General features: G+C 69.7%; 18 protein-coding genes. 2 read left to right on the forward strand and 16 right to left on the reverse strand.

The genetic code is table 11. The features are described 5' to 3' along the window. Nucleotides 1–5: 5 nt before the first annotated feature. Nucleotides 6–1,319, reverse strand: a complete 1,314-nt coding sequence (locus ABD357_RS37115) for a M20/M25/M40 family metallo-hydrolase (RefSeq protein WP_344395705.1) — start codon at nucleotides 1,317–1,319, stop codon at nucleotides 6–8. Further along, nucleotides 1,312–2,145, reverse strand: coding sequence for a M55 family metallopeptidase (locus ABD357_RS37120; protein ID WP_344395706.1), 834 nt, complete (start codon nucleotides 2,143–2,145; stop codon nucleotides 1,312–1,314). The genes ABD357_RS37115 and ABD357_RS37120 overlap by 8 nt, the downstream gene beginning before the upstream one ends. Before the next feature lie 193 nt (nucleotides 2,146–2,338). On the opposite strand from ABD357_RS37120, the gene ABD357_RS37125 reads away from it, so the two are divergent. Further along, complete coding sequence (locus ABD357_RS37125) at nucleotides 2,339–3,586, forward strand: ABC transporter substrate-binding protein (protein WP_344395707.1); 1,248 nt, start codon at nucleotides 2,339–2,341, stop codon at nucleotides 3,584–3,586. Between the two features lie 57 nt (nucleotides 3,587–3,643). Here the strand turns inward: ABD357_RS37125 and ABD357_RS37130 are convergent, their stop codons facing one another. The 14 genes from ABD357_RS37130 to ABD357_RS37195 all read right to left on the reverse strand — a co-directional run bounded on the left by ABD357_RS37130 (nucleotide 3,644) and on the right by ABD357_RS37195 (nucleotide 17,870). Then, nucleotides 3,644–4,384, reverse strand: a complete 741-nt coding sequence (locus ABD357_RS37130; RefSeq protein ID WP_344395708.1) for an ABC transporter ATP-binding protein — start codon at nucleotides 4,382–4,384, stop codon at nucleotides 3,644–3,646. Between the two features lie 2 nt (nucleotides 4,385–4,386). Continuing rightward, nucleotides 4,387–5,307: an ABC transporter ATP-binding protein gene (locus ABD357_RS37135; RefSeq protein ID WP_344395709.1), complete on the reverse strand. Its 921-nt coding sequence runs from the start codon at nucleotides 5,305–5,307 to the stop codon at nucleotides 4,387–4,389. Further along, a complete protein-coding gene (locus ABD357_RS37140) occupies nucleotides 5,297–6,289 on the reverse strand; it encodes a branched-chain amino acid ABC transporter permease (protein ID WP_344395710.1) in 993 nt (330 codons plus the stop codon). Before ABD357_RS37140 ends, ABD357_RS37135 begins: the two co-directional genes overlap by 11 nt. A 10-nt stretch (nucleotides 6,290–6,299) precedes the next feature. Beyond that, nucleotides 6,300–7,295: a branched-chain amino acid ABC transporter permease gene (locus tag ABD357_RS37145; RefSeq protein WP_344395711.1), complete on the reverse strand. Its 996-nt coding sequence runs from the start codon at nucleotides 7,293–7,295 to the stop codon at nucleotides 6,300–6,302. Nucleotides 7,296–7,472: 177 nt separating this feature from the next. Continuing rightward, nucleotides 7,473–8,150 (reverse strand): GntR family transcriptional regulator, encoded by a 678-nt coding sequence (locus ABD357_RS37150; protein ID WP_344395712.1) that lies wholly within the window; start codon nucleotides 8,148–8,150, stop codon nucleotides 7,473–7,475. A gap of 46 nt (nucleotides 8,151–8,196) precedes the next feature. Next, nucleotides 8,197–9,198, reverse strand: coding sequence for a proline racemase family protein (locus tag ABD357_RS37155; RefSeq protein ID WP_344395713.1), 1,002 nt, complete (start codon nucleotides 9,196–9,198; stop codon nucleotides 8,197–8,199). Between the two features lie 128 nt (nucleotides 9,199–9,326). After that, on the reverse strand, nucleotides 9,327–10,211 hold the full coding sequence (locus ABD357_RS37160) for a dihydrodipicolinate synthase family protein (protein ID WP_344395714.1): 885 nt from the start codon (nucleotides 10,209–10,211) through the stop codon (nucleotides 9,327–9,329). Further along, nucleotides 10,208–11,671 (reverse strand): FAD-dependent oxidoreductase, encoded by a 1,464-nt coding sequence (locus ABD357_RS37165; protein ID WP_425585172.1) that lies wholly within the window; start codon nucleotides 11,669–11,671, stop codon nucleotides 10,208–10,210. The genes ABD357_RS37160 and ABD357_RS37165 overlap by 4 nt, the downstream gene beginning before the upstream one ends. Next, nucleotides 11,652–11,954, reverse strand: coding sequence for a (2Fe-2S)-binding protein (locus ABD357_RS37170; protein WP_344395715.1), 303 nt, complete (start codon nucleotides 11,952–11,954; stop codon nucleotides 11,652–11,654). The genes ABD357_RS37165 and ABD357_RS37170 overlap by 20 nt, the downstream gene beginning before the upstream one ends. A gap of 17 nt (nucleotides 11,955–11,971) precedes the next feature. Then, nucleotides 11,972–13,141: an NAD(P)/FAD-dependent oxidoreductase gene (locus ABD357_RS37175; RefSeq protein ID WP_344395717.1), complete on the reverse strand. Its 1,170-nt coding sequence runs from the start codon at nucleotides 13,139–13,141 to the stop codon at nucleotides 11,972–11,974. Nucleotides 13,142–13,296: 155 nt separating this feature from the next. Further along, nucleotides 13,297–14,019, reverse strand: a complete 723-nt coding sequence (locus ABD357_RS37180; RefSeq protein WP_344395718.1) for a class I SAM-dependent methyltransferase — start codon at nucleotides 14,017–14,019, stop codon at nucleotides 13,297–13,299. A 158-nt stretch (nucleotides 14,020–14,177) separates the two neighbouring features. Further along, nucleotides 14,178–16,676 (reverse strand): ATP-binding SpoIIE family protein phosphatase, encoded by a 2,499-nt coding sequence (locus ABD357_RS37185; RefSeq protein ID WP_344395719.1) that lies wholly within the window; start codon nucleotides 16,674–16,676, stop codon nucleotides 14,178–14,180. Nucleotides 16,677–16,899: 223 nt separating this feature from the next. After that, on the reverse strand, nucleotides 16,900–17,343 hold the full coding sequence (locus tag ABD357_RS37190) for an SRPBCC family protein (protein ID WP_165339862.1): 444 nt from the start codon (nucleotides 17,341–17,343) through the stop codon (nucleotides 16,900–16,902). Nucleotides 17,344–17,474: 131 nt separating this feature from the next. Then, on the reverse strand, nucleotides 17,475–17,870 hold the full coding sequence (locus ABD357_RS37195; RefSeq protein WP_344395720.1) for a VOC family protein: 396 nt from the start codon (nucleotides 17,868–17,870) through the stop codon (nucleotides 17,475–17,477). A gap of 135 nt (nucleotides 17,871–18,005) precedes the next feature. Between ABD357_RS37195 and ABD357_RS37200 the strand changes: the two genes are divergently transcribed. Further along, nucleotides 18,006–19,043, forward strand: coding sequence for an Rv2578c family radical SAM protein (locus tag ABD357_RS37200; protein ID WP_344395721.1), 1,038 nt, complete (start codon nucleotides 18,006–18,008; stop codon nucleotides 19,041–19,043). Nucleotides 19,044–19,112 lie beyond the last annotated feature (69 nt).

Below are 19,112 nucleotides of genomic sequence, written 5' to 3' on the forward strand. Positions count from 1 at the left end.
CCTGTTCAGGCCGCGCGCAGAAAGCGGTCGAGTACGCGGACGCCGAAGTGGAGCGCCTCGATCGGTACGCGCTCGTCGACGCCGTGGAACATGGCCTGGTAGTCGAAGCCCGCGGGGAGCTTCAGCGGAGAGAACCCGTATCCGGTGATGCCCAGACGCGAGAACTGCTTGGCGTCCGTGCCGCCCGACATGCAGTACGGCACGACGTGTCCCTCGGGTGCGAACTCCTCGACGGCGGCGCGCATCCTCGCGTACGTCGGTGAGTCCAGCGGCGCCTGGAGGGCCACCTCGTGGTGATGGAACTCCCATTCCACGTCCGGCCCGGTGAGTTCGTCGAGCGTCGCGCGGAACTCGTCCTCGTGGCCGGGGAGATAGCGTCCGTCGACGTACGCGACGGCCTCCCCGGGGATCACGTTGACCTTGTAACCGGCGTTCAGCATGGTCGGGTTGGCGCTGTTGCGGACGGTGGCCTCCACCAGCTTCGCCGCCGGGCCGATCTTGTCCAGCAGCCCGTCGACATCGTTGAGGTAGTCCGGTTCAGGCTCGATGCCGTACAGCGCGGCGAGTTCGACGAGGGCCGCGCGGACGGTCGGCGTCAGCCGCGGCGGCCACTCGTACGCGCCGATCCGTGTGATGGCGGCGGCGAGACGGGTGACCGCGTTCTCCCGGTTGACCTTGGAGCCGTGCCCGGCCCGGCCCCGCGCGGTGAGCTTCAGCCAGCCGGTGCCGCGCTCACCGGCCGCGAGGGGATACAGCTCCCGCCCGGTGCCGTCGTGGAAGGTGAACGCCCCGGACTCGCTGATGCCCTCGGTGCAGCCGTCGAAAAGCTCGCGATGCCGGTCCGCGAGGAAGCCCGAGCCGTCCTCGGCGCTCGCCTCCTCGTCGGCGGTGAAGGCGATGACGAGGTCACGGCGTGGGCGTACGCCGTCGCGCGCCCACTGGCGTACGACCGCGAGGATCATCGCGTCCATGTTTTTCATGTCGACCGCGCCCCGGCCCCAGACGACCCCGTCACGGATCTCCCCGGAGAACGGGTGCACGCTCCAGTCCTCGGCCTGCGCGGGGACCACGTCCAGATGACCGTGGACGAGCAGCGCGTCGGCCAGCGGGTCGCTGCCTTCGAGGCGTGCGACGACGTTCGTACGCCCCTTCGTGCGCTCCAGCAGCGTCGGCTCCAGGCCCGCCTCGGCGAGCCGCGCGGCGGCGTACTCGGCGGCGGGCCGCTCCTGACAGTCCCCGCCCCCGCGGTTGGTCGTGTCGATACGGATCAGGTCGGAGGTGAACTCCACGACCTCGTCCAGAGCCTGCTGGTCAGCCATACTGCTCCTCCACGGCGGCCGAGACGATCGTGGTGACCGCCTTGAAGGTACGGATGCCCTCGTACATGGTCGCGCTCGTGTACGCGACCTTCCGCTCCCCGATCCGGTCCACACCCGGCACGACCGTGGCCGCCAGGGCCAGGTGCTCGGCATCGAACTCGATCGCCACTGTGAACGGATCGCCCCGCACCGGCTCGTGCCGCACGGCGAGTGCGACCGCCTCCTTCGCCGCCGCGCGGATGTCGGACGCGGTCCGCGCGGGCGTCCGGCACACCGCCGCGTAGCGCGAGACATGGTCCTTGACGGCGACCTTCAGTGCCTCGGGCGCATAGCCGAGCGCGTCCTCGCAGGCCACGTCGTCGCCGGTGACGAGGACGACGGGGACGCCGTACTCGGCGACGACATGCGCGTTGAGCAGGCCCTCACTGGCGCGCACGTCATTGACCCACACGCCGGTGATCGAGTTGGCGAGGTAGGTGTGGGCGAGCACCCCCTCCATGCCCGCCCCGGCGTGATAGCCGACGAACGCGATGCCGTCGACGTCCCCGTGCTGTACGCCTTCCACCATGGACAGCGACTTGTGCCGCCCGGTCAGCATCTGCGCTCGCTCGTCGAGCCGCTCGAGCAGCAGATTGCGCATGGTCCAGTGCGCCTCATTGATGAGGACGTCGTCGGCGCCCCCGTCGAAAAAGCCGAGCACGGCGGCGTTCACGTCCGAGGTGAACATCGACCGGCAGCGCTCCCACTCCGGTGTTCCCGGCAGCACATCGGCCGGCCAGGTCACGCCGGTGGCTCCCTCCATGTCGGCGCTGATGAGGATCTTCATGCTGCGTCACGTTACGCGTCGGACAGGAAACCGGCCAGGAATGAGGAGGCGCTCAGCTCCAGTTGCCGACCCACTCGCAAACCCTGACAATTTGCACTTATCAGACCTCAGTAATGAGTTCTACTCTCGTGTACAGCTGGCGGGCGATGGCCGGCCTGCCGACCACCGCCGCCTGTAACGAGCGGAGGCGGAGATGAAAGCGTCGATACGGCGGTCCGCGATCTTCGCAAGCGCGGCTGCTCTTGTGATAGCCGTCTGCGGTACGACGGGTACCGCCCAGGCCGACCCGGGCGATGGTGAGCTCCAGTTCGGCTACGTCCTGCCGGAGACGGGACAGCTGGCCTACCTCGGCCCGCCGCAGATCGAATCGTTGAAGTTCGCGATACAGACGATCAACGACGCCGGCGGGGTACTGGGCAAACCCGTGCCGGCTGTGGTCTCCAGTGACGAGGCGGGCCAGGAGGCCGTTGCCGCGCAGTCGGCGGACCGGGTCCTCGCGGCAGGCGTGGACGCGATCGTCGGCGCCGCGGCTTCCGGCATGTCGCTGGCGTTCATCGACCGGGTGACCGGAGCGGGCGTCGTGCAGTGTTCCGCGTCGAACACCGCGCCCACCTTCACCGACTACGAGGACGACGGGTTCTACTTCCGTACCGCCCCGAGCGACGTCTTGCAGGGGCCCATCCTGGCGGACGTCGTCCGCGAGGACGGCCACGACCGGGTGGCCATGGTCGCACGGGCGGACGACTACGGGCGCGGCCTGATGGAGGCCACACGGCAGAGGCTCGAGGACCGCGGTGTGACGGTGACGGTGGCCGAGACGTACGACCCGAAGGCGACCAACTTCGACCAGGTCGTCCAGCAGATGGAGAACTCCAGGCCGGACGCCGCCGTGGTGATCGCGTTCGAGGAAGGCACCCAGATCCTGCAAGGCATGATCGAGACCGGACTCGGGCCCGACCGGATCGGTGTCTACGGCGCCGACGGACTGCGCAGCGAGGAGCTGGCCTCACTGGTCTCCCCGGGCCGGCCGGAGCGGCTCTCCGGGATGAAGGGGACCGCGCCGGCATCGGCGGAGAACGAGCAGTACGTGAACGACCTGAAGAAGTTCGCGCCCGAGCTGAAGGAGCTTCAGTTCGCACCGCAGGCGTTCGACTGCGTGACGACGATCGCGCTCGCCGCCGAGAAGGCGGGATCCGACGATCCGGGCGAGTACGTGAAGGAGATGAACGGAGTCACCAAGGGCGGCGAGAAGTGCAGCTCGTTCGCCGCCTGCAAGGAGCTGATCGCCGACGGCAAGGACATCGACTACCAGGGTGTGAGCGGTCCGCTCAACTTCACCGACAAGGGTGAGCCCGGCCAGGCGACGATCGAGGTGTACGGCTACGACGACGAAGGAAAGCTGCAGACCCTGCGTACCGAGACCAGCAGGGCACAGGACTGACCGGGAAGAAGAGCGACAGGAGCGACAGGCAGGACCGACAGGGAACGGGGACAGGAGTCAACGGGCGCGGGCGAGCGTGCCGAGGTAGAGCTCGATCACCCTCTCGTCGTGCAGCAGCGCTGCACCGGCACCGGTGTACGCGTTGCGGCCCTGGTCGAGGACGTAGCCGCGGTCGCAGAGCTGCAGGCACCTGCGGGCGTTCTGCTCGACCATGAGGACGGCGACGCCCGCATTGTTGATCATTCTGCACCGGTCGAAGACGTGGTCCTGATGGAGCGGTGACAGGCCGGCCGACGGCTCGTCGAGCAGCAGCAGACGCGGCTCCATCATCAGCGCGCGCGCCATCGCGAGCATCTGCCGTTCGCCGCCGGACATCGCCCCGGCCTTCTGCTTCCGGCGGTCGGCCAGCACGGGGAAGAGCTCCTCCACCGCCTCGGTCCGGCGCGCGAAGTTCCTGGGCCGCAGATAGACGCCCATCCGCAGATTCTCCTCGACGGTCAGCGTGGGGAACACGTTCTGCAGCTGCGGGACGTAGCCCACGCCCCGCCGGACCAGTTCGTGCGCGGGCCGGTTGGTGACGTCCTCGCCGCGCAGTCGCACGGTCCCGCCGCGCGCCCGCAACAGCCCGAAGACGGCCTTGACGAGCGTCGACTTGCCGGCGCCGTTGGGGCCGATCACTCCGACCACCTCGCCCGGCCGCACCTCGATGCTGCATCCGCGCAGCACGTCGACACCGGGGACATAGCCGGCGACGATGTCGTCGGCCGCCAGCACTGGTGTCTGCTCTTCGGCGGACATCGCTACTCCTCCTTGTCCTCCCCTTTCGCCTTGTCGTTCCCGCTCCCCTTCTCCTTCCCGCTCTCCTTCTCTTCGGTCGCCTGCGGTTCGTCGTGCCGTTTGCCCAGGTAGGCGTCCACGACGGCGGCGTTCCGGCTGATCGTGTGCGGTGGGCCCTCGGCCACAAGGCGGCCGTCGGCCATGACGGCCACCCAGTCGCTGATGCCCATCACCACGTCCATGTCGTGCTCGACGAAGCACACGGTCAGTCCCTCGTCGCGCAGCTGGGTGATGTGTCCGAGCAGCGACTGGGCCAGTGCGGGGTTCACCCCGGCCATCGGTTCGTCGAGCAGGAGCATGACCGGCCGGGCCATCAGCGCGCGGGCCAGTTCCAGCAGCTTGCGCTGACCGCCGGAGAGCGTGCCGGCATGGTCGTCGCGCAGGGGCCCGAGCCGGAACCGGTCCAGCAGTTCGTCGGCCCGTCGCTCGAACTCCCGCTCCTGCCCGTGCCAAAGCGGTCGCAGCAGCGCGGGCAGCGCCCGCTCGCCGCGTTGCCCGGGCGCGGCGAGCAGCATGTTCTCCAGCACGGTGAGCCGGGCGAGCGTCCTGGTGAGCTGGAACGTACGGACCAGTCCTCGCCGCGCCACCCGGTGCGCCGGGGCGCCGGTGAGCGGCCGTCCGTCGAACGACCACCGGCCGCCGTCGGCCCGGTCGAACCCGCTCACCACGTTGAACAACGTGGTCTTGCCGGCGCCGTTGGGCCCGATGAGCGCCGTGATGGCCCCGCGCTGCACCTCCAGATGCTCGACCCGCACGGCGACGAGGCCGCCGAAGGCGCGGGTCACCTGGTCCATGACCAGCAGAGGATCGGGCTTGCGTACCCCCGGCTCGGGATCGGTCGCGGAGAGCCGGCCGGCGTGGGACACGACTGGGTCAGCGGCCACTGAGCAGCATCTCCTTCCGGCTGCCGAGAATGCCCTGCGGCCGGAATGCGACCAGCAGGATCAGGGCGACCCCGACCAGGGCGAAGCGCACCGCGCCGACCTCCGACGTGCTGATGAGGTCCGGCGAGATGTACTCGGCGCTGATGGCCTGGCGCAGCGCGCTGTCGAGGAAGCTGAGGACGAACCAGAACAGGATCGAGCCGACGACCGGCCCGAGGATCCGCCCGGCGCCTCCGAGGACGAGCAGCGTGTACAGGAAGAACGTGACGACCGGATCGTAGTTGTCCGGGTTCACGGACTGGACCTGGATCGCCTGCATCATGCCCGCGACCGCGCCAATGACGCCGCCCAGCACGAGGCTCTGCATCTTGTACGCGTAGACGTTCTTGCCGAGGCTCCGCGCGGCGACCTCGTCCTCACGGATCGACCGGATGACACGGCCCCATGGGCTGTGGATCAGCAGGGCGAGCAACAGTCCGACCACGAGCACCAGCGCCCATCCGATGATCATCACCCAGAGGTCGCGGGAGCTGAACTTCACCAGCCACAGGCCGTAGGTGCCGGGCCCTATCGGGTTGAGCGCGTAGAAGTCGTTCGCGAACCTCTGCAGCCCGAACACCCCACCGGTGACCGGCTCGGCCCAGCTGGACCGGTAGAAGAGCCGCAGCGTCTCCCCCGCCGCGATCGTGGTGATCGCGAGGTAGTCGGCGCGCAGCCGCAGAGTGGGCAGGCCGAGCAGCAGGGCCAGCACGATCGCGCAGGCGATGCCGCCCAGGACACCGAGCCACATGGGGCCGTTGTACGTCGCCACCGTGATGGCGAGCCCGTAGCCGCCGACCAGCATGAATCCGACCTGGCCGAAGTTCAGCAGCCCCGTGTAACCGAAGTGCAGGTTCAGGCCCATCGCGGCGAGCGCGTAGATGGCCGCGATGGGGCCGATGCCGGAGCGCAGGGCGTCGGAGACGATGGCCGAGAAGTCCATGGCGCACCCCTCACCCGACGCGTTCCGCCCGGCCGAGGATGCCCTGCGGCCGGACGAGGAGGACGACGATGAGGACGAGCAGCGCCCACGCGTACTGCAGGTCGACCGGGAACCACAGGGTGGACATCTGGGCGACGATGCCGACGACGAGGCTGCCGACCATCGCACCGTAGGCGGAGCCGAGGCCACCCAGGATGACCCCCGCGAACATGAGCAGCAGGAGCTTGAAGCCCATGTCCCAGGTGACTATCTCGACCAGGCCGAAGAAGACCCCGCCGAGTGCGGCCAGTCCGCCGGCGAGCATCCACACGAACAGCACCACCCGCTGCACGTCGATGCCCGACGCCTCCGCGAGGTCCCGGTTGGCGGAGACGGCTCGTACGGCCGTACCGATCCGGGTCTTCTGCAGGAGCGCGGCAATGCCGAGCAGCACCAGCACGGCGAGCAGGGTGACCGTGAGGTCCCGTGGGGTGATGCCGGCCGGCCCCAGGTCGATCGTGCTCTGGATGTCGTACTGCGCGTAGGAGGCGGGCCTGGTCCCGTACAGCACGAGCACGACGTGCCGCAGCAGCAGGGAGAGCCCGATGGTGACGATGAACAGGTTGATCAGCCCGGTGCCCCGGGCCCGCAGCGGGCGCCAGATGCCACGCTCGACGGCTCCGCCCAGCAGGGTGCCGAAGACCACCGCGGCGATGGCGGCGGGGATCAGGTGCCAGCCCGGACCGGCCGCGGAGACGTTGAGGAAGAACGCGGAGGTGGCTCCGATCGTGACGAACTCGCCGTGTGCGAAGTTGATCAAGTGGATGGCGCCGAAGATCAGCGAGAGTCCGACCGACGTGATCGCGATGATGACCCCGAACTGGATACCGTCGATCAGCGCCTGCAGGGCGCGTGCGCCGAACGTGGGGCCGCGCGGGACTGCCTCACCCTGGGCCCGCGCGGAGATCGCGGACACCATCACGAGGACCAGGGCGAAGGCCGGTGCGAGCATCCGCTGATAGCGCACGACGGTTCCGGTATGTTACGGACATCCCTTGTGACTCAGTGTAAGCGCAGGCCAGAGCGGTGCCTCGGGCAGGCTTCCGCGGACGCCTCTGCCCGGTGCGGTCTCATCCCGCTCATCTCTCTCATCCCGCTGATCCCAGTGATCCCGCTGATCCCGCTGATCCCGCTGATCCCGCGATCATCCGGCTGCCCACTGGCCCCGTACGTGCCCGAGATGCCGTGTCATCACGGCGCGTACCGCTTCCTCGTCGCGGGCGACGAGCGCGTCGAGGATCTCCAGGTGCTCCTGCGCGGAGTCCTCCAGGCGCCCCGCCTCGACCAGCGCCTGCAGGCCGTAGAGCCGGGAGCGCTTGCGGAGGTCGCGCACCACCTCGACCAGATGCTCGTTGCCGGCGAGCGCGAGCAGGCCGAGGTGGAAGCGGGTGTCCGCCTCGACGTGCGCGATGAGGTCGCCCGCCGCGGCGGCCGTGACGATCTCCTCGGCGGCGGGGCGCAGCGCCTCCAGGGCGACGGGGTCGGCCGTGGTGGCAAGCCCGGCGGTCGTGGGGATCTCTATGAGCGAGCGGATGTGGGTGTACTCGTCGAGCTGTCTCTCGGAGACTGCGGTGACCCGGAAGCCCTTGTTCGGCACGGTGTCGACCAGGCCCTCCTTGACGAGGTCGAGCATGGCCTCCCGTACCGGCGTCGCCGAGACACCGAAACGGGCGGCGAGGGTCGGCGCGGAGTACACCTCGCCGGGGCGCAGCTCGCCCGCGATCAGCGCGGCGCGCAGGGCGTCGGCGACGCGCTCGCGGTAGTTGCGCTTCTGTCCCCCCAGGGTGGGCAGGGCGGGGGCGCTGGTGCGCTGGGCGGGCATCGGATGTCTCCTTGCGGCTTACGACGTACGGGCTCAGCGGCAGGACTCACAGGACGAACCCGGCCGGGAACGGATCGGACGGATCGAGCAGGTACTGGGCGGTCCCGGTCACCCAGGCACGCCCGGTGAAGCTGGGCAGCACGGCCGGGATCCCGGCGACCTCGGTGGTCCCGAGGAGCCGACCGGTGAACCGTGTCCCGATGAAGGACTCGTTCACGAACTCGGTGTGCAGCGGGAGTTCACCACGCGCGTGCAACTGCGCCATGCGCGCGCTGGTCCCCGTACCGCAGGGGGAGCGGTCGAACCAGCCGGGGTGGATCGCCATCGCGTGCCGCGAGTGCCGGGCGTCGGAGCCCACGGCGACGAAGTGCACATGGTGACAGCCGCGGATGGAGGGGTCCTCGGGGTGGACGGGCTCTGCTTCCGCGTTGATGGCGTCCATCAGGGAGAGACCGGCGGCGAGGATGTCGTCCTTGCTTGCCCGGTCGAAGGGCAGCCCGAGCTGGTCGATCGGCAGGATCGCGTAGAAGTTCCCGCCGTACGCGAGGTCGTAGGTCACTGTCCGCCCGTCGGCGAGGGTGACCTTGCGGTCGAGGCCGACGGAGTACGACGGCACGTTCTGGAGGGTGACGGCCTCGGCGGCCCCGCCCTCCACTGCGACTTCGGCGACGACGAGTCCGGCCGGGGTGTCGAGCCGGATGGTGGTGACCGGCTCGACGACCTCCACCATGCCCGTCTCCACGAGCACGGTCGCCACGCCGATCGTGCCGTGCCCGCACATGGGCAGATAGCCGGAGACCTCGATGTAGACGACCCCGTAGTCGCAGTCGGGGCGAGTGGGCGGCTGCAGGATGGCACCGCTCATCGCCGAGTGCCCGCGCGGCTCGTTCATCAGCAACTGCCTGATGTGGTCGCGGTGTTCGCGGAAGTACAGGCGCCGCTCGTTCATGGTGGAGCCCGGGATGGTGCCGATGCCGCCGGTGATCACCCGGGTCGGCATGCCCTCGGTGTGCGAGTCGACGGCGTGCAGGACGAGTTTGCTGCGCATGTGTGTCGATCCTCCGTTACGCGAGTCCGGCGGGTAGGGGGCTTCTGATGGATCTCCGTGGAAGAAGGAGCGGCGTCCGGTGCGTGCGGCGAGCGTGCGTGCTGGGCGCCGCGACGCCGCGAGGTCCATCAGAAGCCCCCTAGGGCCTTCTCGGTGGCCGCGCGCACGGCGGCCTCCTGCTCCGGCAGGAGCGGGACGCGCGGCGGGCGTACGGGTCCGCCGTGCCGCCCGGCGATGTCCATGGACAGCTTGATGGCCTGCACGAACTCGACCTTCGAGTCCCAGCGCAGCAGCGGATGCAGCTGCCGGTACAGCGGCAGCGCGGTGGTGAGGTCGCCCTCGACCGCAGCCTGGTAGAGCTCGACGGAGGCTTTGGGCAGCGCGTTCGGATAGCCCGCCACCCAGCCCTTGGCGCCCGCGATCGCCAGCTCGAGCAGCACGTCGTCGGCGCCGATCAACAGGTCGAGTTCCGGGACGAGTTCGGCCAGCCGGTAGGCGCGCCGGACATCGCCCGAGAACTCCTTGACACCCTGGATGTACCCCTCGCCGTGCAGCCTCGCGAGCAGTTCGGGTACGAGGTCCACCTTGGTGTCGACGGGGTTGTTGTACGCCACGACGGGCAGCCCCGCCCTCGCGACTTCGGCGTAGTGGGCGAGGACCGAGCGTTCGTCGGCGCGGTAGGCGTTGGGCGGCAGCAGCATCACCGCACGGCAGCCGGCGTCGCGCGCCTGCTCGGCCCAGCGGCGGGACTCGGCGGACCCGTAGGCGGCGACCCCGGGCATCACGCGCTCCCCGCCGATCGCGGCGACGGCCGTCTCGACGACCCTGGCGCGCTCCTCGGGAGTGAGCACCTGGTACTCGCCGAGGGAGCCGTTCGGAACGACGCCGTCGCAGCCGTTCTCGACGAGCCAGGCGCAGTGCTCGGCGAACTGGTCGTAGTCGACGGAGAGATCGTCGCGCAGCGGGAGGGCGGTGGCGACGAGGACGCCGCGCCAGGGGCGGTGGTCGGTCATGAGGATCCTTCCTCGGTGGGGTCCGTGGAGTCGGTGGAGTCCGTGTGGTGCCGGTCGAAGTTGGTCCCGGCGAGCACGCCGAGCGGTACGGGCCGGGCGAACGGCCGTCGCGAGGGCTGGAACTCGCACCCCGCGAGCCCTGCCACCGCCGGTCCGCACATCCGGCCCTGGCACCAGCCCATCCCGGCCCGGGTCAGCAGCTTCACGGTGCGTACGTCACCGGCGCCGAGCTCGCCCGCGGCCTGCCGGATCGCGGAGGCGGGCACCTCCTCGCAGCGGCAGACGACGGTGTCGTCGGTTACCTGCTCGGTCCAGTGGGCCGGCGGGTCGTAGACGGTGCCGAGGACGGCGAAGAACTCCCGCAGTCCGGTACGGGCCTTGGCGGCGGCCTCGTACGAACGCGCGTCGGGCGTACGGGAGTTGAGCCGGGCCGCGATCGAAAGCCCGGCGATTCTCCCCTCGGCGAGCGACAGTACTGCGCCGCCGATCCCGGTGGTCTCCCCCGCCGCCCAGACACCGGGCACATCGGTGCGCTGCTCGTCGTCGACGGCGACGCCCGGCCCATCCAGCCGGCAGCCGAGCGCCTCGGCGAGGTCGGTGTGCGGCAGCATGCCGTGCCCGACGGCGAGGGTGTCGCACGGAATGCGCCGCTCGCTGCCGGGCCGGACGCACCCGTCGCCGTCGAGAGCGGCGACGGTCACGGCCTCGACCCGGTCGCTGCCGTGCGCCGCGACGACGGTGTGGTGGACCCTGACCCGCACCCGGTGCCGGGCCAACTCGGCGGCGTACCGGGCGCCTTCGGCAAGCTTGGCGGGATGGCCGGCCAGCGCTCTCGCGTGCCGCACGAAGACCTTGGGATCCGCGGCCTCGACGAGCGCGGCAACCTCCGCCCCGGCCGCCGCGAGCCCGACCGCCACCGGCATGAGCAACGGTCCGGTCCCGGCCACCACAACCACCCGCCCGGGCAACACCAGCCCACTCTTGAGCATGGCCTGCGCCCCGCCCGCGGTGACCACTCCCGGAAGCGTCCACCCGGGGAACGGCAGGACCTTCTCGTACCCCCCGGTGGCAAGCAGCACGGCATCGGCATGAACGGCGACGGGCTGCTCCTGCTCGGGGCCGAGGAGGGCGTGCACGGTGAAACCGTCGGACTGCAGCCCGCGCTCCACGAACCACACATGGTGGTCCGTCAGATGCGTGATGCGGCCCCCCGCGCTGTGCGCCGCAAGCCCATCACGCAGCCGTTCCCAGGTACGCCACTGGTGGTGCAAGGCCTGAGGGCGGCGGGCGCCGAGCCCTGCGGCGGGCTGACGGTAGAACTGACCGCCCGCCTCCGCCGCGGAGTCGATCAGGGTCACGCGTACACCACGCGCGGCAGCGGCAACCGCGGCCGCAAGCCCGGCGGGGCCCGCACCGACCACCGCGACGTGCGGCGCCCCCTCAGCCATGCTGCTGCCCATCGCTCCCCGTCCCTTCCTGCGTACGGATCACATCGCCGGCCTCCGCCCGCACCAGACAAGCGCGTTGGTTCGCCCGCCCGTTGACGGTCACCAGACAGTCGAAGCAGACCCCGATCCCGCAGAAGACACCGCGCGGTTCACCGCTCCCGCGCGTCGTACGCCACGACGTGATGCCCGCCGCCCAGAGCGCGGCGGCGATCGTCTGTCCCGGCAGGACGGCGATGGAACGGCCGTCGAAGGTGACAGTGAAGGCGGGGGCGGGCCGGGCCCCCACCAGCTCCACTGGAGATCTCCTACCCCTCACAGGCCCTCCTCGAGGAATCGATCAGGACGGAACGGGGTGAGGTCGAGATCCGGGCTCTTCTCGCTCAGCACCTGGGCGATCAAGTGCCCCGTACCCGTGGCGAGTCCGATCCCCGCCCCCTCGTGGCCGCACGCGTGGAAGAGCCCGGGCACCCGTGCGTCCGGCCCGATCGCGGGCAGATGGTCGGGCATGTACGGACGGAAGCCGAGGTACGCGCGCATCGCCCGCACCCCCTCCAGGAACGGAAACAACCGCGTGGCCCCCGCCGCCAGCGCCCGCGCGACCGGCAGCGAGAAGGCCCGGTCGAACCCGACCCGTTCCCGGCTGGCCCCGATCAGCACCGGCCCGGCGGCCGTCCCCTCCACCACCGGCGAGGTCTGCAACGCCGCCGAGTCACTGGCCACGTCGGCCACATAGTCCGCGGCGTACACCTTGTGCCGCACCGTACGCGGCGGCAACGGCTCGGTGACGAGGACGAAACCGCGCCGAGGCAGCACGGGCAGGGATGCACCGGCGAGCGCGGCCAGCTCCCCGCCCCAGGTACCGGCAGCGTTCACGACGGCCGGAGCATGAATCTCACCCCCAGAGGTACGCACTCCCCGCACGGCCCCCGCCCCCGTACGCAGCACTTCCATGACCGTCCACCCCGTCCTCAATGAGGCCCCCACAGCCCTGGCAAGCCGTACGACATGCGCAGCGGCGAGGGTAGGCATGACCTGGGCGTCCTGCGGATACAGCACCCCACCCGCGAGCCCTTCCGCCAACTTCGGTTCCAACTCCCGAAGTTGGTCAGCACCGACCGCCACAGCCTCAACTCCGGCCGCCCGCTGCCCGCCGGCAAGCACCTCCAGACCCGCAAGCCCGTCCGTCCCGGAGGCGACGACAAGACCGCCCTTGAGGTCGTACTCGACCGCCTTTGCGATGCCGGGCTCGGCGGCGATGTCGGCCCACAACCTGCCGGACAACAGAGCAAGTTCAAGCTCAGGCCCGGGCTCCTTGTCGGACACGAGCAGATTCCCCTCACCCGCCCCGGTAGTCCCCCCGGCCACCGCCCCACGGTCCACGAGAACGACATCAAGTCCCGCCCGAGCCGCATACAGAGCACAGGCGGCCCCCACCATCCCGGCCCCAACGACAACAACATCGCAGGTCAGCAGCGCATTCACATCAGTACAATGTCACATGTCTCTATCTAAGCCAAGGGTGCAGCTCTCGTCCGGGGGCGGGGGAGCGCCCCATCAGGGGCGCGGGGAACTGCGCGACCAGCCACAACGAATCCGCAGCGAGGTACGAAACGGAAAACCCCCACCCGCCCCCACCCTCAACCCCGCCCCGCCACCACCCACTTGGACGGCAACTCAATCCGCGTACCGTCCCCCTGGTACTCCGTGGTGACGAGAGGCAGCTCACCACTGGCAAAGACGGCGAGGCCGGCAGCCCGCAGATACTCCAGCACCGCATCATCGCTCACTTCACCAGGCGCGATGCCATGCCGAAAGACAGGCGCAAGCTTGGCCGGCGGCCCCTCCGGGCGCTGGGCGAGCCCACGCAGCACAACCCCGGCAGCCTCGGCAAGCTCGACGAGAAAGGCACGCCCCCGCTCCCCCACCAGCGCGGCAACGCCATCCACAAGCGGCTGCCGATCGTCGGGCTCACACTGGTGAAGCACTCCCCGCATGTAGACGTTGGCGTCGCCAAGTTCGGCGTGCAGCGTCTCCGCCTCGCTCTTCTCTGCGGCATCGATCAGGCGGTACGACGCCTGCCCCGCCCGATCCGCCCGCCGAGCATGATCAAGGGCAGCAGCCGAGAGATCGGCCCCGACAACGTGCGGGTACCGATCGGCAAGAAACCGCGTCTGGGTCCCGTTACCACACCCGAGATCCACAAACGGCAGCCCCGGAGCGGCCAAGTGCAGTTCGAGCAGCGGTAGATGAACCCCCACGGTGAGCCCGGGCTCCGCGTCCCAGAGGACGGCCCCCGGTTCATCGGAAGCCTCCCGCCAGAACCCCTCCCACGCGTCCCTGTACCGAGTAGTCACGCTCATGCCCGCTCCCCAGGATGCGACGGCGCCCGCCAAAACGGGCGGGCCAGATCGGTCTACCGCGCCCGGAGTGCGGCGACAAGCGCACGGCGCACACCTTTCATAGGTTTCACGACTCATTCGACACACGTACGCCGCGGCGCGCCCCCGGCGGACAGGCTCTACCGACGAGGCAGCGTCATCTCGAACCACACGGTCTTGCCGGAAGCCGTACGGCTGGTGCCCCACTCGCGGGCCAGCCTGCTGACCACACGCAAGCCGCGACCGAACTCGTCATACGGCCCCGTACTGAGCATCGTCGGCAACGTGGGATCGTCGTCATCCACCTCGCACAGCAGCGTGTCCCCACGAACAACCCGCAGCTCGATCCGCCGGCTCCGGGCATGCCGTACGGCATTGGTGACGAGCTCACCAACCATCAACTCAGCCTGGCCGGAAAGCGAGTCGAGCCCCCATTCGTACAACTGCTCACGAACCACGTCCCGCGCACGGCTCACCTCGATCGGCTCAGCCGCGAGGCCCCACGTGGCGACATCCTCAGGCTCGATGCCCCCGAGCCGAGCCATCAGCAACGCCACATCGTCCTTGCGCCCGCCGCGCCCCGCTTTCGAAAACGTCTCGGCGAGGGACCGGATGATGGTGTCGCAGGCGTCGTCCATGGACGCCGCCGGATGCGCGGCGGACTCGCACAGCGTGGCGAGCCCGACGCCGATGTCCTCGCCGCGCACCTCCACCAGTCCATCCGTGCACATCACCAGCCGGTCGCCGGGCGACACCCGCACCCGTACGGTCTCGAAGGGCACTCCGCCGACCCCGATGGGCGCCCCCGTCGGCAGGTCGAGCAGTTCACTGCGGCCGTCCTCGGCTCGGACCAACACCGGCGGAATATGGCCCGCGTTGGCGATCTGGAGCTCGCTCGCGATCGGGTCGTACACCGCGTACAGACTGGTCGCGAGATAGTGCTCACCGAGCCGCTGCGCCAAGTCGTCGAGGTTTCGCAGGAGTTGGGCGGGCGGCAGGTCGAGGCCCGCCATGGTCTGTACGGCGGTGCGCAACTGGCCCATCATCGCGGCCGAGTTGAGCCCGTGTCCCATCACATCGCCGACGACGAGCGCGGTCCGTGAGCCGGGCAGCTTCACCGAGTCGAACCAGTCGCCGCCGACCCGCCCCAGCAACGTACCCGGCAGATAGCGGGTGGCGATGTCGCAGCCCGACATACGGGGTGCGATGTGCGGCAGCATGCTGTCCTGGAGGGTCTCGGCGACGCTCTCCTGGTACGTGTACATGCGGGCGTTGTCGAGCACGAGCCCGGCGCGGGCGGCGAGTTCGGCACCCGTCACCCGGTCCATGTCGTTGAACTCGACGCGCTCCGGGTGGCGCAGCAGGATCATGAACCCTAGGACCACATTGCGGGCCTTGAGCGGTACGACCAGCATGGAGCGGCCGGTGATCAGGGGCCGGATGTCGCGCTTCTCGAACTGCGCGGCGATCATGTGGCCCATCTGCTCGCTGATGCGCGGCACGAGAACGGGTTCGCCGGTGGTCATGCACTGGAAGAACGGCGTGTGCACCGGGAACGGCATGGCTTCGCCGACCGGTACGACGTCGTCCCAGCGGCCCGGCTCGTCGGTGTGCTCCACGGCGACGCGGTGCCACATGGTGGTCGTGTCGGGCACACCGTCGGGGAAGCCCTCACCGGCGACGACCTGTTCGCGCAGGTACGTCCCGGCGACGTCGGTGAACCGCGGCACCACGGCCTTGCTGACCTCGATGATGGTGCGGGACAGGTCGAGCGAGCTGCCGATGCGCCCGCTGACCTCGTTCAGGAACTCCAGACGCTCGCGCACCGCGGCGTACTCGAGGTCCTCCGTGTCGTCCTCGTGTTCCGCGGGCAGGGGCTCACCGGACGCCGCCGCCCGGGCCGCACGCTCCTGGCGTGCCTTCCGCTCGATACGCCGCGGCACACCCCAGTCCGGGGTGACGGGCACCCGTTCGTTCTGGCTGAACTCCAGGACGGGATAGCCCAGCTCGAGAACCTGCCCGACGATGCGGGCGCTCTCGCCGACACTCATGCTGGGCAGGATCTCGGGCAGTCGGCGGGCGAGGTCTTCGGCGCCGGGGAAGTCGGTGTGCAGCGCGAAGCCGGGCGCGATGCGCTCGACGGGCTCGCTCGCCCCTGTGTCAACGACAGCGCCTGCGTCGTCGCGGCGCGCCCCGTCCGCGTCGGCGGCCAGCACGAGCAGCCGTTCCCGGCCGGGGCCCACCAGGGGATACGCCCACCACAGGACGTCGACCCGGTCGGAGGCCGGCACCGAGAGCCGGGCGCGGCCCGCCGCCGGGTAGGACAGCCGCCCGTCGAGGGACGATTCGAGGTCGGGGCCGAGTCCGTCGTAGGCGGCATACGCTCCGTACGGCGTGATCTCGTCGTCCTCGGTCAGAGCGCCGGACACGGGGAGAAGATCGACGGCGGGGCGGCCCACCGCCTCCTCCTTGGGGGTCCCGAACAGCCGCCGGGCGCCCCGGCTCCAGTGGGAGACCAGTCCTTCGCGGTCGACGACGACCACGGCCAGCGGAATGCGGGCGGCCGCGACGCTCTCCACCACAGTGCCGTTCCCGGCTCCGCCGCCTGAAGCCGCGCCCCCATCGGTGCCACGGTCCATGGCCAAGGCCCCTTCTCCCACGGTCCCGCAAGATCTGTGCCGCACCCACCACGGTACGGGTGCGTACGGTTGCCATGTGTGGCAATCCGGGAATTGCTCCGGCGTACGCGACGGAGCGCCACCGGCGGAAACATCGGGAACACGCGACAGAGCGCGTCAGCGCAGGGCGCGTTCAACGCGCCCTGCACAGAGACCTCTTGGGCTTCTTGTTGGGCTTCTTGGGCTACTTCTCGACCTCGGCGGCGAGCTTCGCGAGCACTGTGTCGTAGATCCGAGCGAGGCCCTTGGGCGCGAAGGTCTTCTCGAAGAAGCCGCCGATGCCGCCGGCGCCGTTCCACACGGTGGTCACGACGACGCGTGCCGCGCCTTCGCCGGCCGGGGTGACCCGCCAGGTGGTGACCATCGAGGAGTTGCGGTCCTTCTCGACGAGTTCGCCGTCGGTGGGCTCGCTCACCTCGAGCAGGCAGTCACGGATGCGCTTGCTGGTGGCCTGGAGCTTCCAGTGGACGAGGGTGCCTTCGCCGTCACCGCCCTCGCGGACCTCGTACTCGCTGAAGTGCTCGGACAGGATCTTCCCGCGCGTGCCGCTGTAGTCGGCCAGGGCGTCGAAAACGTCGTCCGGCTGAGCCGCTACGACTCGCTCCGTGGTGGCCTCGACCTGCGCCATTGGTTCCTCCAGCACTTGGAAACTCGGGGGTTCACGGTCAGCCAACCACCAGGCGGCCGAGCCGCCCAAATCGGGGTCCCCCAAGGGGTGCAGAAAGGGGCGGTGGAACCGGTGCGGTGTGCGGCCTCCAATCAGGGGCGGCGGCCCGCGAGGACGCAGAACTCGTTCCCCTCGGGGTCGGCGAGTGTCACCCAGCTCTCATCGCCGGTTTGGCCGACGTCGGCGTGCCGGGCCCCCAAGTCGAGCAGGCGGCGGACCTCTTCGTCCTGCTCGCGGTCGGTCGGGTTGACGTCGATGTGGAGCCTGTTCTTGACGGTCTTGCCCTCGGGCACGCGCGCGAAGGTCAACGCGGGTGGCACCGGGCCCAGGCGGTCCTTGCCTTCAGGAACCGCAGGGGAGCCGATGATGACGATTCCGTCGCCTTCGTCTTCGTCCTGCACCTCGTAGTCAAGGACCGAGCACCAGAACCTGGCGAGACCGCGGGGATCGGCACAGTCGATCGCAAACTCGGTGAACTTACTGGCCATGTCAGGACCTCCCGGTCACGTAGCGGCTCCGCCAAAGGCCACACGCTAACCCCCTGTCAGAAAGTTTGACGCGCGTCTCGCACGATCAAGGGAACAAATGTTCTATTCTCTGGTCAGTGCTACCGAGGAGGCCTCATGCGCTGGGAGAACCTCACAGTGGAGTCCGGCGGCAATCCGCCGGAGAACCCCGCGCTGTTCGGCGCGGACGCGGTGACCACCCGTACCTTCGACACGCCGGAGTTCCGCGGGATCACCTTCCACGAGATCCGGGCCCGCTCGATCGTGAACCGGGTGCCGGGAGCCTCACGCATGCCCTTCGAGTGGACGGTCAACCCGTACCGCGGCTGCTCACACGCGTGTGTCTACTGTTTCGCCCGCAAGAGCCACAGCTACCTGGACCTCGACACGGGCCTCGGCTTCGACAGCCAGATCGTGGTGAAGGTGAACGCACCGGAGCTGTTGCGCCGTCAGCTGGGCTCACGGCGCTGGCAGGGGGAGCACATCGCGATGGGCACGAACGTCGACTGCTACCAACGCGCCGAGGGGCGCTACCAGTTGATGCCCGGCATCATCGCCGCCCTGCACGACCACGCGAACCCCTTCTCGATCCTGACGAAGGGCACCCTGATCCTGCGCGACCTGGACCTCCTGAAGCAGGCCGCCGCCGTCACCGAGGTCGGGATATCCGTCTCCGTGGGCTTCACCGACCACGAGCTGTGGCGGACCGTCGAACCGGGCACACCCGCCCCGGAGCGCCGCCTGGACGTCGTGCGGACGCTCAACGAGAACGGCATCGGCTGTGGCGTACTGATGGCCCCGGTGATCCCCTTCCTGAGCGATCACCCCTCCCAACTGCGCGCGACCGTACGGGCGATCGCGGCTTCCGGAGCGACCTCGGTCACCCCGCTCGTGCTGCATCTGCGGCCGGGCGCGCGCGAGTGGTTCATGAGCTGGCTCGAGCACCATCACCCGCATCTGGTACGCCGTTACGAGCGGCTGTACGCGGAAGGCGCGTACGCCCCGAAGTGGTACCAGCGCCGGATCACCCGTCAGGTGCACGAACTGGCCCAGGAGTACGGCATCGGTCCCACGCACGCGGGGATGCCTCGCCGGATCCCCCAACCGGAGCCGGAGCCGGCCGTACCGGGGCCCACTCAACTCACTCTGCTCTGACGAACGTTTCCCTGCTCCGGCCAGCGCCTTTGCCAGGCATCCGGCGGCATCGCGCTGCCCAATAGTGTC

Origin of the sequence: Streptomyces vastus (assembly GCF_039532825.1) — a bacterium.
GTDB classification, from domain to species: domain Bacteria; phylum Actinomycetota; class Actinomycetes; order Streptomycetales; family Streptomycetaceae; genus Streptomyces; species Streptomyces vastus.